Annotated in this window: 15 protein-coding genes; 9 read left to right on the top strand and 6 right to left on the bottom strand. The window is 46.7% G+C overall.

The window, feature by feature from the left end; all coding sequences use genetic code 11:
• The first annotated feature begins 1 nt into the window (after position 1).
• From BLCOC_RS14625 to BLCOC_RS14615, 3 genes are read left to right on the top strand one after another with little or no spacing between them, the layout of a single operon-like run.
• Positions 2-880 carry an ABC transporter ATP-binding protein gene (locus BLCOC_RS14625; protein ID WP_029468980.1) on the top strand — a complete coding sequence of 293 codons (879 nt, stop codon included), beginning with the start codon at positions 2-4 and terminating at the stop codon, positions 878-880.
• The gene (locus BLCOC_RS14620; RefSeq protein WP_115622585.1) at positions 880-2,133 is read left to right on the top strand and encodes an ABC transporter permease; all 1,254 of its coding nucleotides are present in this window, start codon (positions 880-882) and stop codon (positions 2,131-2,133) included. Before BLCOC_RS14625 ends, BLCOC_RS14620 begins: the two co-directional genes overlap by 1 nt.
• Complete coding sequence (locus BLCOC_RS14615) at positions 2,096-2,716, top strand: hypothetical protein (protein ID WP_029468982.1); 621 nt, start codon at positions 2,096-2,098, stop codon at positions 2,714-2,716. The genes BLCOC_RS14620 and BLCOC_RS14615 overlap by 38 nt, the downstream gene beginning before the upstream one ends.
• A gap of 23 nt (positions 2,717-2,739) precedes the next feature.
• On the opposite strand, the gene BLCOC_RS14610 is transcribed toward BLCOC_RS14615, so the two are convergent.
• The gene (locus BLCOC_RS14610; RefSeq protein WP_115622584.1) at positions 2,740-3,486 is read right to left on the bottom strand and encodes a helix-turn-helix domain-containing protein; all 747 of its coding nucleotides are present in this window, start codon (positions 3,484-3,486) and stop codon (positions 2,740-2,742) included.
• A 132-nt stretch (positions 3,487-3,618) separates the two neighbouring features.
• Here BLCOC_RS14610 and BLCOC_RS14605 point away from each other — a divergent pair, with 132 nt between their 5' ends.
• The 5 genes from BLCOC_RS14605 (at position 3,619) to abc-f (ending at position 8,973) form a co-directional block, all read left to right on the top strand.
• Positions 3,619-4,113 (top strand): sporulation initiation factor Spo0A C-terminal domain-containing protein, encoded by a 495-nt coding sequence (locus BLCOC_RS14605; protein WP_018598183.1) that lies wholly within the window; start codon positions 3,619-3,621, stop codon positions 4,111-4,113.
• Between the two features lie 80 nt (positions 4,114-4,193).
• Positions 4,194-4,889: a VanR-ABDEGLN family response regulator transcription factor gene (vanR, locus tag BLCOC_RS14600; RefSeq protein ID WP_115622583.1), complete on the top strand. Its 696-nt coding sequence runs from the start codon at positions 4,194-4,196 to the stop codon at positions 4,887-4,889.
• Positions 4,867-6,021, top strand: coding sequence for a sensor histidine kinase (locus BLCOC_RS14595; protein ID WP_115622582.1), 1,155 nt, complete (start codon positions 4,867-4,869; stop codon positions 6,019-6,021). The genes vanR and BLCOC_RS14595 overlap by 23 nt, the downstream gene beginning before the upstream one ends.
• Positions 6,022-6,159: 138 nt before the next feature.
• Positions 6,160-7,116, top strand: a complete 957-nt coding sequence (locus tag BLCOC_RS14590) for a D-alanyl-D-alanine carboxypeptidase family protein (RefSeq protein WP_242998954.1) — start codon at positions 6,160-6,162, stop codon at positions 7,114-7,116.
• Between the two features lie 327 nt (positions 7,117-7,443).
• Entirely contained in the window at positions 7,444-8,973 is a 1,530-nt protein-coding gene (gene abc-f, locus BLCOC_RS14585) for a ribosomal protection-like ABC-F family protein (RefSeq protein WP_115622580.1), read from the top strand.
• Here abc-f and BLCOC_RS14580 read toward each other — a convergent pair.
• Positions 8,963-9,943 (bottom strand): aminoglycoside phosphotransferase family protein, encoded by a 981-nt coding sequence (locus tag BLCOC_RS14580; RefSeq protein WP_115622579.1) that lies wholly within the window; start codon positions 9,941-9,943, stop codon positions 8,963-8,965. The genes abc-f and BLCOC_RS14580 overlap by 11 nt on opposite strands.
• Before the next feature lie 250 nt (positions 9,944-10,193).
• On the opposite strand from BLCOC_RS14580, the gene BLCOC_RS14575 reads away from it, so the two are divergent.
• Positions 10,194-12,641, top strand: a complete 2,448-nt coding sequence (locus BLCOC_RS14575; RefSeq protein WP_115622578.1) for an ATP-binding cassette domain-containing protein — start codon at positions 10,194-10,196, stop codon at positions 12,639-12,641.
• A 53-nt stretch (positions 12,642-12,694) separates the two neighbouring features.
• Here the strand turns inward: BLCOC_RS14575 and BLCOC_RS14570 are convergent, their stop codons facing one another.
• From BLCOC_RS14570 to BLCOC_RS14555, 4 genes are all read right to left on the bottom strand, one after another.
• Positions 12,695-13,345, bottom strand: a complete 651-nt coding sequence (locus tag BLCOC_RS14570; RefSeq protein ID WP_018598192.1) for an ABC-2 transporter permease — start codon at positions 13,343-13,345, stop codon at positions 12,695-12,697.
• On the bottom strand, positions 13,342-14,205 hold the full coding sequence (locus BLCOC_RS14565) for an ABC transporter ATP-binding protein (RefSeq protein ID WP_115622577.1): 864 nt from the start codon (positions 14,203-14,205) through the stop codon (positions 13,342-13,344). The genes BLCOC_RS14570 and BLCOC_RS14565 overlap by 4 nt, the downstream gene beginning before the upstream one ends.
• Before the next feature lie 2 nt (positions 14,206-14,207).
• Complete coding sequence (locus BLCOC_RS14560; protein ID WP_029468991.1) at positions 14,208-14,585, bottom strand: GntR family transcriptional regulator; 378 nt, start codon at positions 14,583-14,585, stop codon at positions 14,208-14,210.
• Positions 14,586-14,724: 139 nt separating this feature from the next.
• Positions 14,725-15,597: a LysR family transcriptional regulator gene (locus BLCOC_RS14555; protein WP_029468992.1), complete on the bottom strand. Its 873-nt coding sequence runs from the start codon at positions 15,595-15,597 to the stop codon at positions 14,725-14,727.
• Positions 15,598-15,648: the final 51 nt, after the last annotated feature.

Raw genomic sequence — 15,648 nt, 5'->3', positions numbered from 1 at the left:
TATGGATACGAAGATAGTGATTAAAAATCTGAGTAAAACTTATGGAAAAAAGCAGGCTCTGAAACATGTGGATCTGACCATCCACAAGGGTATGTTCGGCCTTTTGGGACCAAATGGCGCCGGCAAGACAACACTTATGAAGATCATTGCCACTCTGCTGCAGAAAACAGAAGGGGACATTCATGTGTGTGGGATCAATATTGATAATGACAGGGAGATTCGGAAGATCATCGGTTATCTGCCCCAGGATTTTTCCATGTATGGGAATATGTCTGTATATGAGGCCATGGATTATCTCGGAGTATTGTCTGGGCTGTCCAAGCCGGCAAGAAAGGAACGGATCCCGTCACTGCTGGAGCAGGTAAACCTGACGGATGATGTAAAAACAAAAGTGCGCGCCATGTCAGGAGGAATGCGCAGGAGGTTGGGAATTGCTCAGGCTCTGCTCCATGACCCTAAAGTGCTGATTGTGGATGAACCCACTGCAGGGCTTGATCCGGAAGAGAGGGTACGTTTTCGCAACCTGCTCAGTGAGACGGCAAAGGACAGGATCGTCATACTCTCCACACATATTGTGGGGGATGTGGAGGCTACCTGTGAGGATATAGCGGTTCTGAACCGTGGCTGTGTGCTCTTTCAGGGGACTGTCACAGAACTTCTGGAGGAAGCTGCCGGCAGGATATACAGTGCCCAGGTGTCCAGGATGGAACTGGAGAGTATCAGGGATCATTACACGGTTACCAGTATGATGATGCAGGGGAATCATGCCTCTGTCCGTCTGATCTCGGATGAAAAACCTTTCAGCGATGCGCAGATATGTGAGGCCAATGTGGAGGATGCCTATATGTATCTGATGCAGGAGGAGAGGAGGGGGAAATAATGTTTTTTAAACTGTTTGCCAAAGAATGCGGGCAGATGCTCAAAAGTCTGATCTATTACCTGTTTCTGGCTGCACTGATTTTTTTCTACGTAAGCCAGGTGGGAAGCTTTACCCCGTATTCAGAACCCTTAAAAGGACAGGAAGAGAGCTACGGAGTCAAAGCAAGCTCTGATAAGCAGCAGATCATGGGGGCAACCCTTGCCATACTTGCAGGAGAATATGAGGAAAACAGTTATACCGCTTACCCTATGGGCTTTTATAAAAATGTGGTCCTGAACAAGGAAAAGCAGGAGAAGATCCATCAGATCCTGATTGACTGTACCGGAATGGAGGAGGGATACACAGAGGCCATTTATGTGCCGGATTTTAAAAATCAGACAGATGACAGTGCAGTCATACAGATAACAGGAGTCAATCCGCCGGTTCTTTCACCGGCAGAGAGCCTGCCGTATGACAAGTTTTTGAGACATATGAAAAAGGCAGATGAAATCATTGGCGGAGGCACCAGCTATGATGTGGAGAATGTAAAAAACAATGCGATGACCTATGCCACATACGAGGACGCTAAAAAAACCTATGATGCCAGTCTGTATACGGACCGGATTTCCAGAGGAAAAGCCAGACTGTTCTGTGATTATATGGGGATCATTCTGGGACTTCTTCCGGTATTCCTGGCAGTTACCAGAACACTTAGGGACAGACGTTCCATGGCACAGGAAGTGATCTATGCCAGAAGAGCGTCCTCTGTTACCATCATTGCGGCCCGTTATTTTTCCATGGTATTTTTGATCTTAGTGCCGCTGTTTTTGTTGTCTGTCATGCCTACGCTGCAGTGTGTTTATTATGGGCATCAGATGGGCGTGTCAGTGGATGTGCTGGCCTACGGAAAATATATACTGGGATGGATCCTTCCGGAAACAGCCTTTGTACTGGCATTAGGGTTCTTCCTGGCGGAACTATTTGGGGGGCCGGCCGCCATTTTGGTGCAGGTAGTGGTCTGGATCGTAAGTATCAGCGCAGGGGGAACAAAGCTGACAGGTACGGTGGGATGGAACCTGATCCCCAGGTTTAACAATGACCAGGCCACAGAGGTATGGCTGTCCGTGTTCGGGCAGATGGTTAAGAACAGACTTCTGTACACCGGGCTGGCCGTGCTCCTCATGGCAGGTACTGTGCTCATATATCACATGAAACGGAAAGGGGTGCTGGGAGGCCGTGGAAAGAATTTTATCCATAGAAAAGGAACACTTTAAAAACCATTATGTCGGACATTTGGCTGCTGCTCTGCTGTTTTGTCTTCTCGCTCCGGTGATCGTGGGGATGGAAGCGCTGAACCGGTATCAGGCAGGACAGGTTTTAGACATGTATTTTTCACTGCTGGGAATTGTGCTTCTGACACCGCTTTTTATGCCGGAGCAGAATAAGGATATTCGGGATCTGCTGGCAAGCAAGGAGTATCCGGTGAGAAATGTCCAGCTATTGCGGCTGCTGCAGGCGGGTTTGGGTTTGGCATTGATGAATTTGTTTATTTTATTTCGGATGAAACTGGGGGAGTGTACATTCCCCTTTGGAACCTATTTTTTATGTGCGATGGCAAGCTGTATTTTTCTTGGGGGGCTTGGGATTTTTGCTTATGGGATCACAGATAATCTGGCCATCGCCTATATGATACCGGTGTTTTATTATATCTGCTGCTATGGGGCAGGAGAGAAGTATCTTGGAAAATTTTTTCTGTTCTCCCTCATGCAGGGAAAAACGGAAAATAAAATATGGCTGGGGGCAGCAGGCATTTTGCTGACTGCAGCGGGGATTGTGATAAGAAACAGAAAGAAATAGGGAAGAGGGCCGCTTTTGGCAGGTTAATCCTGCCGGAGAGCGGTCCTCTCCTTAGTCAGCTCAGGGACATCCATGCATCCCACATAGCGACCCACCCGCCGGTATTGGTGATAATCTGTAATGGGAATGTCATCAATGGTTCCGTTCAGTGATTTCAGGACGATCCTCTCATGGTTTTTATAAAATCTTCCGATAAACAGCAGTCCGTAATGAAGTACCATCCATATTTCGCCGTTTTTGGGACGCAGGCCGTCATTGCGGTGAAAACCCAGAACAGAATTTTTGAAAAATTTTGGCTCCAGTAAATCGGTGCGTACCCATACCAGAAAGGTACAGCTTTCCGTCAGAGGATTTTTATCTATGGTTACATTGTGGGTTTTTACACTGTCAAATTCGACCCAGCCGTCAACAATGCTGGTAAACTCATAACATCTCAGGGACATGGTTTCATCGGTCTTCATATGTACCATGCGGTCGTATTCCAGATCGATCACATATTTGATGTATTCCTTCTGGCAGGAGGGCAGCAGTTTGAAACGGCGGAGATATTCTTCATAGTCATAAGGAATAGCGACAGAACGCCCTGAAAATTCATCCAGAGAGCAGTTGAGTGCTTTTGCTATGGCTGACATAGTTTCGTATCTGGGGTTGGCAGTGATCCCGCTTATGATCTTGGAAAGTGTTCCCACGGGAATATTGCTGATCAGGGACAGCATCTCTATGGTATAGCCCTGTGCCTTCATGATTTCTTTGATTTTTTTATGGTTCATTGTATGTTCCTTCCAAATATGGAATAATATGGCAGCGTGCTGCGTTGACAAGTATATAGGGGTTTTTTATAATAGACACATTCGTGTCTTACAAAATTACTGAGAAATAGTCTGTTTGGGAGGAAATATACCATGAATAATGAAAATTTTCAAGAAATGCTGTCGGATGGAAGGATATTGGAAATAGCTCTTCAATATGTGCTGCAGGCAGGGATAACCAAAAAAAAGGACGGGAACACAGAAAATATGACCGGTTATTTACAGGAGCTATTGGTGGATATGGACACGGGGGCGCGTACAGGGATCCTGCTGAACAGGCTGGGGATCACGCCGAATTTAAAGGGGCATATGTATCTGAGAAAAGCCATTGAACTGGAGGTGGACGGGAACAGCAGTATGAATGGAATGATGAAGTGCCTGTATCCCCAGGTGGCATCTCTCTGTGATGCGTCTCCTTCCAGTGTGGAGCGGAATATCCGTCATGCGATCGAGGTGATGTGGGAGCGCGGCAACCGGGAGCTGTATCAGGAGATCACTAACCATTATGTCCAGAAACGTCCAAGCAATGGACAGTTTATCACTTCGATCGCTGCGTATTTCAGGGATAGAAATATTCTTATGCACTGAAATACAAAAACTTATGATAAAATTAATAAATTCTTAGTGATTTCCTGGTATGATAGATGCGTGAAGGAGGAAGCGAAACAATGGCAGAAGAGATACTGGTAGTAGATGATGAGAAGGAGATCGCGGATCTGGTAGCCCTGTACCTGGAAAATGAGAATTATCAGGTTTATAAATATTATAAGGCAGAGGAAGCCCTTGCCTGCATCCAAAGGGAAAAGATCGATCTGGCTTTACTGGATATTATGCTTCCCGGTATGAGCGGCCTGGAGATATGCAGGAAGATAAGGGAAAAATATACATTTCCTGTGATCATGCTGACAGCAAAAGGGGAAGAGCTGGATAAGATAACGGGGCTGAGTCTTGGGGCAGATGATTATATCACAAAACCGTTTCGACCTCTGGAGCTGGTGGCGAGAGTAAAAGCCCAGCTTCGCAGATATAAGAGATATAATTCCGGTTATGAAGCGGATAAGGACATTCTGGAACATTCAGGACTTGTGCTGAATATCAGGACCCATGAGTGTACACTGGATGAGAAAATACTCTCCCTGACCCCTACAGAGTTTTCCATTCTCCAGATCCTCTGCCGGGAGAAGGGAAAGGTGGTGAGCGCGGAGGAACTCTTCCATGAGATTTGGGGAGACGAGTACTTCAGCAAGAGCAATAATACCATAACGGTGCACATCCGCCATCTGAGGGAAAAAATGAATGATTCTTTTGAAAATCCAAGATATATTAAGACGGTCTGGGGGTATGGATACAAAATTGAAGGGTAGAATACTGTTTCTGTTAAAAATTATTATGGGTATTTATGGAATCCTTATTGTCTGTTACGGTATTTTTTATTTGGTGGATACATTTGGAAACGGTCTGTTTTTGGACTGGTTTGCCAACAAATTTGTAATCATTACGTCTCATGGCAATACAGAGACGGGGGATTTGTTTTACAGCCAGGAGATATCCTGGTCAGTGCTCAAAGATTTTCTGCTCAAATGTTTTTGCGCCATAGTTCTGTTTATGGCAGCAGTCATCAGCCTTGTGATCCATTTCTATACAAAGCACAAGGTGGCGGACGCCAGGAAAGAAGCGGGAAAGCTGATCCGTATATATATGGATACGGAAAATGCCGATGCGGAGGCGTTATTTACCAGCCGGTATGAAGAGATTGGAACAGAGATGGAGCGTGTAAAAAACACCATGCAGCGCCATGAACAGATATTAAAGGAGGAATCCAGGCGCAAGAGTGATCTGCTGACATATCTGGCTCATGACCTGAAGACACCCCTTACCTCTGTGATGGGATACCTGAGTCTCTTAAGGGAGGCACCGGATATGCCGGAGGAACAGAAGGAAAGATATGTAGGGATCGCTTTTGATAAGGCATGCCGTCTGGAAAGTCTGCTGAATGAGTTTTTTGAGATCACCCGCTATAATCTTCAGGAGATCCCCCTGGAAAAAGAGACCATTGACCTGTATTATATGCTGGTTCAGATGATGGATGAGTTTTATCCGATCCTCTCAGCCCATGGAAACACAGCAATTCTGCATGCGGATGAAAACTTAAGGCTGTATGGAGACCCGGAAAAGCTGGCAAGGGTGTTCAATAATATTTTGAAAAACGCAGTGGCATACAGTTATCCGGACACTGCTATTGAGATCACTGCCAGGGAGACAGACGAGGCGGTAGAGATTTCTTTTGCAAATAAGGGAAAAACCATACCTAAACAGAAGCTGGAATCCATATTTGAAAAGTTTTTCCGGTTGGATGAAGCACGCGGCAGCAATACAGGCGGCGCAGGACTGGGGCTGGCGATCGCAAAAGAGATCATAGAGCAGCACGGGGGATGTCTCCGGGCTGAGAGTAAGGAGGAACTGACTGTATTCTGCGTGTCACTTCCACTGCACTGATTCTGAGAAATAACCACATCTTAGGATTTTCTTAGGAAAATATCAACTGAATATTAAAGGAAAGAACTCCCCGAAAAGATATAATGTCTTTGAGAACAGGGGAGTTCTTTATATATACAGAGAGGATGTGCAGGCAGAATGGAAAAAAGAGAAAGAACAGGAAAAACAGGCAGGAGGATGACAATAAGGCAGCGAAGAAGACAGCGAAGGAGGAGACGCGTGTTGGCGGCAGTTATGCTGTCTGTGGTCCTGCTGAGTTTTACCGCGTATTTTGTTTTAGGACAGGATAAAGGGGGGAGGGAAAGCTTGAGCGGACTGAACAGTCCGAATGCCATTCTGGTAGAGCTGGAAACAGGGAAAGTCCTGGGGGAGAAAAAAGCAGATGAAAAAATATATCCGGCTTCCCTTACAAAAATCATGACAGCAGTTCTCGCTGTTGAGAATATCGGGGATCTACAGGAAAGAATTATCGTTCCAGAAGAAATTTTCCCAAAGCTTTATGAGGAGGGGGCATCCATGGCTGGGTTTTGCCCCGGTGAAGAGGCTGTGGGGCTGGATCTGCTCTATGGGGTGCTGCTTCCATCCGGTGCGGAGTGTTGTCTGACCTTTGCTGATAGGATCGCCGGCTCAGAAGAGGTTTTTGTGGACATGATGAATGAAAAAGCAAAGGAGCTTGGAATGGAACATACCCATTTTACGAATTCTACAGGTCTTCAGGATGAGGATCATTACTCCACAGTCAGGGATATCTCCGTACTTCTTCGGTATGCATTGGCCGGCGACACCTTCCGCCAGGTGTTTACCAGCAGCAGCTACAGCACAAATCCATCTGCATGTCATCCTGAGGGATTCACATTTGCCAGCACCATGTTCCAGGAGATGAACAGCGCGGCTGTGACAGACGGGGAGATCCTGGGAGGAAAAACAGGGTATACGAAAGAGGCAGGACTCTGTCTTGCCAGTCTGGCGGTGATCGGCCAAAAAGAGTACATCCTCATTACCGCCCATGCCAGGGGAGACCATGAGACAAGGCAGTATCATGTGGAGGATGCAGTGAAGGTATATACGCAGTTGGGAAAACAGCTTCCGGGATAGTAACCAGATACGGGAAGTGGGAGAAAAAATACTTGAAATGCATTTCCGGTTGTGGTATGCTGTCTTCAGAATATTTGAGAGAGGTGCTACGATGAGAAAATAATCTATTTTTTGAAAACATGCGGAACTGTAAGAACGATACCAGGAGGTATCGGATGTTTGTCATGTTATCAGAAGATAGGTTATATTCATGGGAGGCCTCTTTTTTTGTGTCAAGTGGCTTTATTTTTGCGTGGATATAAAAATCGTCTGGTAACAGGCGATTTTTTTCATGGCGCCAGAAAGGTAACCGTTACGTTTTTGCGCCTGTTGGGAGAGTGATTTACTATGGCAAAAATAAGCGTTTCAGGATTGACTTTTTGTTATGACGGAAGTTATGATGATGTATTTTGTGATGCCTCTTTTATGATCGACACAAATTGGAAATTGGGACTTATCGGAAGGAACGGCAAGGGAAAGACTACACTACTCAAGCTGCTTTTGGGGCAGTATTCCTACAGGGGAAGTATCAGCAGCTCTGTTTTATTTGACTATTTTCCTTTCCGGATCAGGGAGGAGGAGATGGAACGTGATACCATTGAGGTGATTGAAGGTGTACAGCCTGAATATGGGCTGTGGAGAATCTGCCGGGAATTGGATCTGCTGCAAATGGAGGCGGACATTCTCTATCGTCCCTATCAGACTCTGAGCCACGGGGAACGCACAAAGGTCATGCTGGCTGTACTCTTCTCTAGGGAGAATTATTTTTTGCTCATTGATGAGCCAACCAATCACCTTGATATGGAGACAAGAAAACTGCTGTGTGATTATCTGAAGAGTAAAAAGGGATTTATCCTGGTGTCTCACGACAAATGGCTGCTGGACTCCTGCATTGACCACGTACTGGCTCTGGAGCGGAACCAGATTGAGGTGGAGAAGGGAAACTTCAGTTCATGGTGGGAAAATAAAAAAAGGAGAGACCAGTTTGAAATATCTGAGAATGAAAAGCTGAAGCAGGAGATAAAGAAAATGGAGGAATCTGCTAGAAAAGCCTCGGCCTGGGCAGATAAAGCGGAGCAGACGAAAATCGGCTTCGATCCTGTAAAAGAGCACGATCGGTCTATGGGCACAAGGGCATATATTGGGGAAAAGGCCAGGCGGATGCAGCAGAGAAGAAAAAACCTGGAACGCAGGCAGCAGACAGCAGTCAGGGAAAAAGAACATCTGTTGAAAAATCTGGAACAGCCGGCTCAACTTCGGCTTACACCTCTCACCCATCATAAGGAGACTTACATCAGAGTAAAGGATGCCGCTGTCTCTTATGACGGTTATCAGGTGATCGATAATTTCAGTATGGAACTAAAACAGGGAGACCGCATTTTACTGCAGGGAAAAAACGGCTGCGGAAAGTCCAGCATACTGAAAATGATCCTGCAGGACGCCGGCATGGGCATGGCCCTTTCCGGTTCAGAGGGTCTGGAGGTTTCTGGGCTGCACGAGCTGGCAGCAGGGCTTAAAATCTCATATATCAATCAGGATACTTCCTTTTTACAGGGGAGTCTGGATGCGTATATTGAGCGGGAATCCATAGACAGCAGCCTTTTTCGGGCTGTACTGCGCAAGCTGGATTTTGAGAGAATCCAATTTGAAAAGCGTATGGAGGAATATTCAGAAGGCCAGAAAAAGAAGGTTCTCATAGCATCCAGCCTCCTGAAACCTGCGCATCTCTACATTTGGGATGAGCCAATGAACTATATTGACATTTTTTCCAGGATGCAGATTGAGAATCTGATCCTGGAGTATGAACCCACCATGCTTTTGGTAGAGCACGATAAGGATTTCGCAGACCGCTGTGCCACTCAGGTGATCACAGTTTAGAGTCCGGATCGTAATGGCGGCTTAATTGGGAGAATTTTTCCGTGAGCATTCCTGTGGCCCAGTCATACATCTGGGTGGTATCATACTGTCTGTAAGCGCATTCCTGGGCTGCCAGCATTGTCACATAGATATCATACCAGAGGGCACGAAGCTGCTCCTCAAAAGATAATGCTTCTATGCCGTAACCAAGGAGGAAATCAGGCTCCTGTCTGTAGGTACGGAAACCCACCTCCATAAGAGGATCAGCCCACATACTGCGCTCCCAGTCAATGAGTCCGGTGATCCTGCCGTTTTTGATGAATATGTTGCCATCCCATAAGTCCCAGTGTACCAGGCGGGGGATGGTAACCTGCTCAAACAGAGCTTTGCTTTTCTCAAGATATCCTTTGAGCTTTGGAACAGAAATTTTTAAATCCACGGACATGACTTCTGCGTCTGTCAAGGCCATGTCTATCATACAGCAAAAAACCATGTACCAGTTTTTGTTCTGCATTTGAGGCAGGCCCATATAGCCGAACTGTTCTCCGGTAATGCTGTTGATCTTCCGGTTCAGTATCCCGGTATCCTTTCGGATCTCTTTTATGTCAGATTCCGGCAGGGAATCCGCCAGGGAGGAGAGGCTTTCTCCTTCCAGCTTTTCCATGAAAAAGTAGGGGGAGCTGCACAGCGTGATGCTGTCATCAAAGAAGAGGATTTCCGCCACAGGCACATCTGTCTTCTGAGCGGCTAATCTCATGGCGGTTATTTCACTGTACATGATATTTTTTTCGTAGGACATGATCCGCGCGTCTTTGGGCGGGGCGATTTTCAAGACACTTTCCCGTCCGCTGTCAAAACGCAGAAGATAGGCCACATTGAAATATCCCTCGGTCAGTTCCAGGATCTCCGTGCAGGCTTCACGGGGAAAGGCTTTTTGTGCCATTTGTTTCAGGGTTTCTGTGGACTGTGTGTTTTTTGTCATGCTTATCATATGGATACCTCACATCGCTTTTTCTGTATATCCGGATCGTCCGGATCACTATTATTTTAAATGCATTTCAAAAAGAGCTGCGTATGGAATCAGTATACAGAAAAACATTTGAAATTACTATAGTTTAAAGCAAAAATCCCATTGCCAAAGGCAATTTGCTTGGATTTTTGCTCATAACTGTAAGGGCACGGAACAATTACAAAATAAGGTGACTGTGGGGGACAGCGCCGTTACAAAACAGGAGGAATTTATGGTTACGATTAAAATTACAGGTGCTCATGAGGGCTGCCTGAAAAATATCTCTCTGGAAATACCCAAAAATAAACTTGTTGTATTTACCGGATTATCAGGTTCCGGAAAGTCCACACTGCTGATCGATGTCTTGTTCAATGAGTGTCAAAGACAATATCTGGAAGCCATGGCCTTACAGGGGATCAGCAAGCCAAAGGTGGAGCGCATACAGGGGGCATCACCTGCCATTGCAATCCTTCAGACTGCCGCAAACCGCAGTCCCCGGTCTACTGTGGGGACTATGACAGATGTCTATACAGATCTAAGGATGATATATGAAAAACTGGGAGTCAGGACCTGTCCTCACTGCGGCGGGATAATCTCTTCTGCTGAGTGCAGGGAGGAGACAGAGAAAAAGGGAAATGATTTTTATGTCTATATGTACTGCAGCAGGTGCGGCAGGAGAATGGATAAAATTACACGCACCTTTTTTTCTTTCAATACTAAAGAAGGCGCATGCCCGGTATGTGAGGGGCTTGGAAGGATACATACCATAAAAAAAGAGCGGGTTACAGACGAGACGCTGTCTTTGGAGGAGGGAGCCGTGCGCTTTTTTGAAAAGCAATACGGAAAGTACCAGTGCTCTATACTGCAAAAAGCCTTTGTTCATTTTAGCCTGGATCCGGATCTTAGTATCCCTTTACAACAGTTTAGCAGGGAGCAAAAGGCGATTCTCTATGAAGGGGCAGACAGCAGTGCCGTAAAAGCGTTGTTTCCGGATCGGGAACCGCCCAAAAGTGTTTCCGGGGGCAGATTTGAAGGGATATATCCCATCCTGTGGAGACGCCTGGCGGAAAAAAATGGGGATACAAAGCAGCTTGGGGAGTATTTTGATGTAGTGGAGTGTCCAAAGTGCGGCGGAGAGAGACTTGGAGAGATCAGCCGAGGGGTGACGGTAAGGGGCGTCCGCCTTCCCGAGCTTTCCCTTTTTTCCCTTGAAAAGCTATATGGGTGGATACAGGAACTGAGGGCGGATCTGACAGATCGGGAAAGAGAATTTACGGAAGTCTATCTATTGGATATAGAGACAAAGCTTAACCGATTTATGAAGGTGGGGCTTGGATATCTCTCCCTGGACAGGCAGATCATAACTCTGTCCGGAGGGGAGATGCAGCGCCTTTGTCTGGCTGCCGCACTGGATTCTGAGCTTTCCGGTATTATATACATTCTGGATGAGCCAACGGCAGGGCTGCATCCCAAGGACACAAAAGGGCTGATGGCAATCCTCAGAAAGCTCCGCGATCTGGGAAATACGGTGCTTGTCATTGAACACGATGTGGATGTTATGGCAGATGCTGACTATGTAGTTGATATGGGACCCGGTTCCGGAAAGTACGGAGGAGAGGTGATCGCAGCAGGCACCCTGGACGAGATCATGAAGCAGAGCGCCTCGGTGACCGGAAGATACCTGCAGGAACCGCAGACAGGGAAGAGAAATTTTAGGGTCCCCGATGGTGTGGTGCACATTGAAAATGCGGATATTTATAACTTAAAGCATGTGTCCTTGGATATTCCCACAGGGTGCCTTGTCTCCGTCACCGGTCCCTCCGGTTCGGGAAAATCCACACTTATCTTCGAGGTACTTGCAAAGGGAAGGAAAGACACGGAACAGAACCGTGTCACAGGGCTTGAGAGATTTCACAAGATTGTAGAGATTGACCAGTCTGCAGCGGCCAGAATGAAGAGATCCAATGTGGCCACATTTTCCGAAGCTTATACGGAGATCAGGGCCGTCTTTGCCCGTACGGAGGCCGCAAAAAAGGCAGGTCTTTCGGCAGGACACTTTTCCTTTAACAGTCCGGGAGGCAGGTGTGAAAATTGTGAGGGACTTGGATATGTGGACAATAACATGCTGTTTTTTGCCAACACAGAGGTGGTGTGCCCTGTGTGTAAGGGAAACCGGTTTGACAGAGAAGTGCTGGCTGTAACATACAGAGGCTGTTCGATCAGGGATATTCTGGATATGTCTGTGGATGAGGCGGCTGAAGTCTTTAAAGACCATAAAAAGCTCATAAGGATTTTAAATCTTTTGCAGGACGTGGGACTCGGTTACCTGCAGCTTGGGCAGTCTCTGACCACCTTATCCGGCGGTGAGGGACAGCGGCTGAAGCTGGCAAAGGAGCTGATCGGGAACCGGAGCAAAAAACAATGTCTGTATTTAATGGATGAGCCGACTACGGGCCTTCATCCAAGAGACATCCAACATTTTCTTGCACTTCTGGAGCGGCTGACAGATGCGAAAAATACGGTGGTTGTTGTGGAGCATAACCAACAGATCATCAGAGATAGTGACTGGGTGATCGACCTTGGCCCCGAGGGCGGGGAAGAGGGCGGAACTGTTATATTCGAGGGAACACCGGAAGAGATGAAAGCCTGCGCTGCCAGCATTACAGCAAAATATCTGTAATAAAATCCCCCAAAAGCCGGAAACTACAGCCGGCTTTTGGGGGATACAATATATCAGAATTCAGCTTTTTTAAAGATACCAAAGCTTATCCTGTACATTGCCGCAGTCCATAGAAGGAGTACAACAGGAGAAATGCAGGTAAGCGTTAGGATAACAGTATCTGTGAGTGCGACACCGAGATTCTTCATCAGATAGTACACACCCAGACAGAGCAATACGGGGATCAAAAAAGCGGCCAGCATTAACGCGCGGGCTTTTTCTGCTCCGAATTTAAAGAGCAGAGGAATGACAATACTGCCAAGAAAAAAGGAGATGGCCATTCCTGCCAAACAGACGGCCAGAAGCTCCTGCCATTCGGACAGAGAAAGAATATGGAACCTGCCCATAACACTGCCGCCTGCCACACCAAGGACTCCGCCGAATACCATGCCAAAGAGACAGAAAAGAAGAAGGACCGCAAATTTGCTCAATACTAAATCCTTTCTGGAGATTGGCATGATCATGGCATATTTTTCCCATTTTGCATTTTCATCAAAATTAAAAGTAGTGACAACCATCATGGCACACAGGATACAGCATGTGATGACATAAGCCTCTGCACCGCCCTGGGGAACCGTGATAAACAGAAACACAAAGAGCATCAGGAGCAGAGATTTCATATTGTGTATCATATTATACATATCTTTTAAGATCAGACTTTTCATGATAGGACATCCCCCTTAACATATAAAAGAAGTATATCGTCTATTGCAGCATTGTCGATGACAAGATCCTTATATCTGCGGGCCATTTTTTCCCTGTCAGATACCAATACATCCCACTGGTAATCCTTCTTTCTGCAGGCCAGGATATCTTTCTTATCCAGCATTTCAAACTGGGAAGAGCTGCAGCGGATAATACCATAGTTATAGATCAGTTCGTCTTTTTCCTTTCGGAAGATCAACTTTCCCTGGTGTATGAACGCAATATAATCGGCAACCTTTTCCAAATCCGTAGTGATATGGGATGACATGAGAATGGAATGGTTCTCATCCTGGACAAAATCCATGAATACATCCAGAAGGTCATCCCGCATAACCGGGTCAAGGCCGCTTGTAGCCTCATCCAGAATGAGAAGCTTCGGATCATGGGAGAGAGCAGCGGCAATGCCGAGCTTCATTTTCATGCCCTTTGAAAAGGTTTTGATCTCCTTATCTGCGGGGAGGGAAAACTGTTCCAGGTAGCCGCGGTATGTCTGAGAATTCCACTGTCTATAGGCCGCTGCGGAGATTTTTTCAATCTTAGCCGGTGTGAGGGTTTCATGGAAATGTATTCCGTCAAATACCACTCCGATATTCTCTTTCATGTCTTTTCTGTCTTCTGTCAGCTCTTCCCCGAAGAAGCGTACCGTTCCGTCATCTTTGCGGATCAAATCCAGAATGGCTTTCAGTGTTGTGCTCTTGCCTGCGCCGTTTTCTCCGATGAGACCAACGATCGTACCCCTGGGAACTGAGAATGATACGTGGTCCAGCATAAAATCAGGATACTGCTTTGTCAGATCCTTTACTTGTAAGATTGGCTCCATAGTTATTCCTCCTCCTGATAAAAGATAGATAAAAGCTCGATCAGCTTATCCAGGGATATGCCGCTTGTGCGTCCGATATCAGCGGCAGCCTGTAAGTGTTCCTCTGCCTGGCGCTGCTGTTCTTCCTGATAAAAATCTTTGTTTTGGGCTGCTACAAAGCTTCCTCTGCCTACGGTTGTCTCAATGAATCCGTCTCTCTGCAGATCTTCGTATGCTTTCTGAACGGTAATGACGCTGACATGCAGAGATTTTGCCAAAGCCCGCATGGAGGGGATCGGCTCCCCGGTCTCCAATTCCCCGCTCATGATCAGAGCCTTTATCTGGGATGTGATCTGTTCGTAGATGGGCTTGCTTGTATTGCTGCTGATAATGATCTCCATGTATCAGGTCCTTTCTGTTTTATAGTATGCTTATTGTATAAGTACATTATAGGCATATGGTGACATATTGTCAAGTGGTTATTGTTCACAGGCTGCTATTTAGGCAACAATTCAGACTTCCACTTTAGGCAGGCTTTTTCTATACCGGGGCAATACAGGATAGAAGCGCATGCAGCGGCGCGGACAGGAATTTATCTCTGTGCCATACCGCAAACAGTTCATTTTCCAGGGAAAGTCCTTTTATATCAAGGGGGATCAGAGCACCCTTTTCAAGTTCATCCTTCAGCAGAAGGTCTGGAAGAACCGTAATACCAAGCCCGGCCTTTGCCGCTTCCATAAGGGCGGGGGAATTGACGCTTACCCACAGAGGGCAGACCGAGTGGCCTGACAAGAGAAGTGTGCTGTCCAGCACGTCGCGGATGGCGCTGCCTTTTTCCCGCAGAAGCAGCTTCTCGGAACAGAAGGTATCCAGGTCCATAGAAGTGTGGGAACATGGATATTGGGGAGAACAGGCTGCCAGAAGAGGATATTTGTCAAAGGAGGCGTGGAAAAAAGGACCCTGGGGAACAGAGCCTTCCAGGAGTGCCAGATCCGCTTTTTTGCTTTTTAGGGTTTCCAGGGCATTGGCAGCGCTCACAACCTCCACCTGAACCGTCACACCGGGCCACTGTTTCCGGAAACCTACAAGGATATTCGGGAGCCAGTGGATCGCTATGGTGATGCTGGATACTACATGGATAGGGGCCTGTTTTTCCAGACCCTTTATGCGTTTGTCCAGGCTTTCACAGGCAGCCAGGACAGGCAGGATCTCTTCCAGGAGAAGTTCTCCGCTTCTGGTGAGCTGCACCCGCTTGGAAAGCCGGTCAAACAGCGCGGTCTGGGCGTATTCCTCCAATTCCCGGATAGCATGGGAGACCGCTGACTGGGTGATGTATAATTTCTCTGCCGCTTTTGTAAAGTTGTTCGTCTCGGTGACCGTTTTAAAGATATAGAGATGGCGCAGTGTCATCATAGTGTATTCCTCCCTATTTTACCATGAATAAAATTTATGATTATCACAATA

This window comes from Blautia coccoides (assembly GCF_034355335.1).
GTDB classification, from domain to species: domain Bacteria; phylum Bacillota; class Clostridia; order Lachnospirales; family Lachnospiraceae; genus Blautia; species Blautia producta.
Note: the sequence above shows the minus strand (reverse complement) of the source record. Positions and strands in the feature narration are given on the sequence as shown.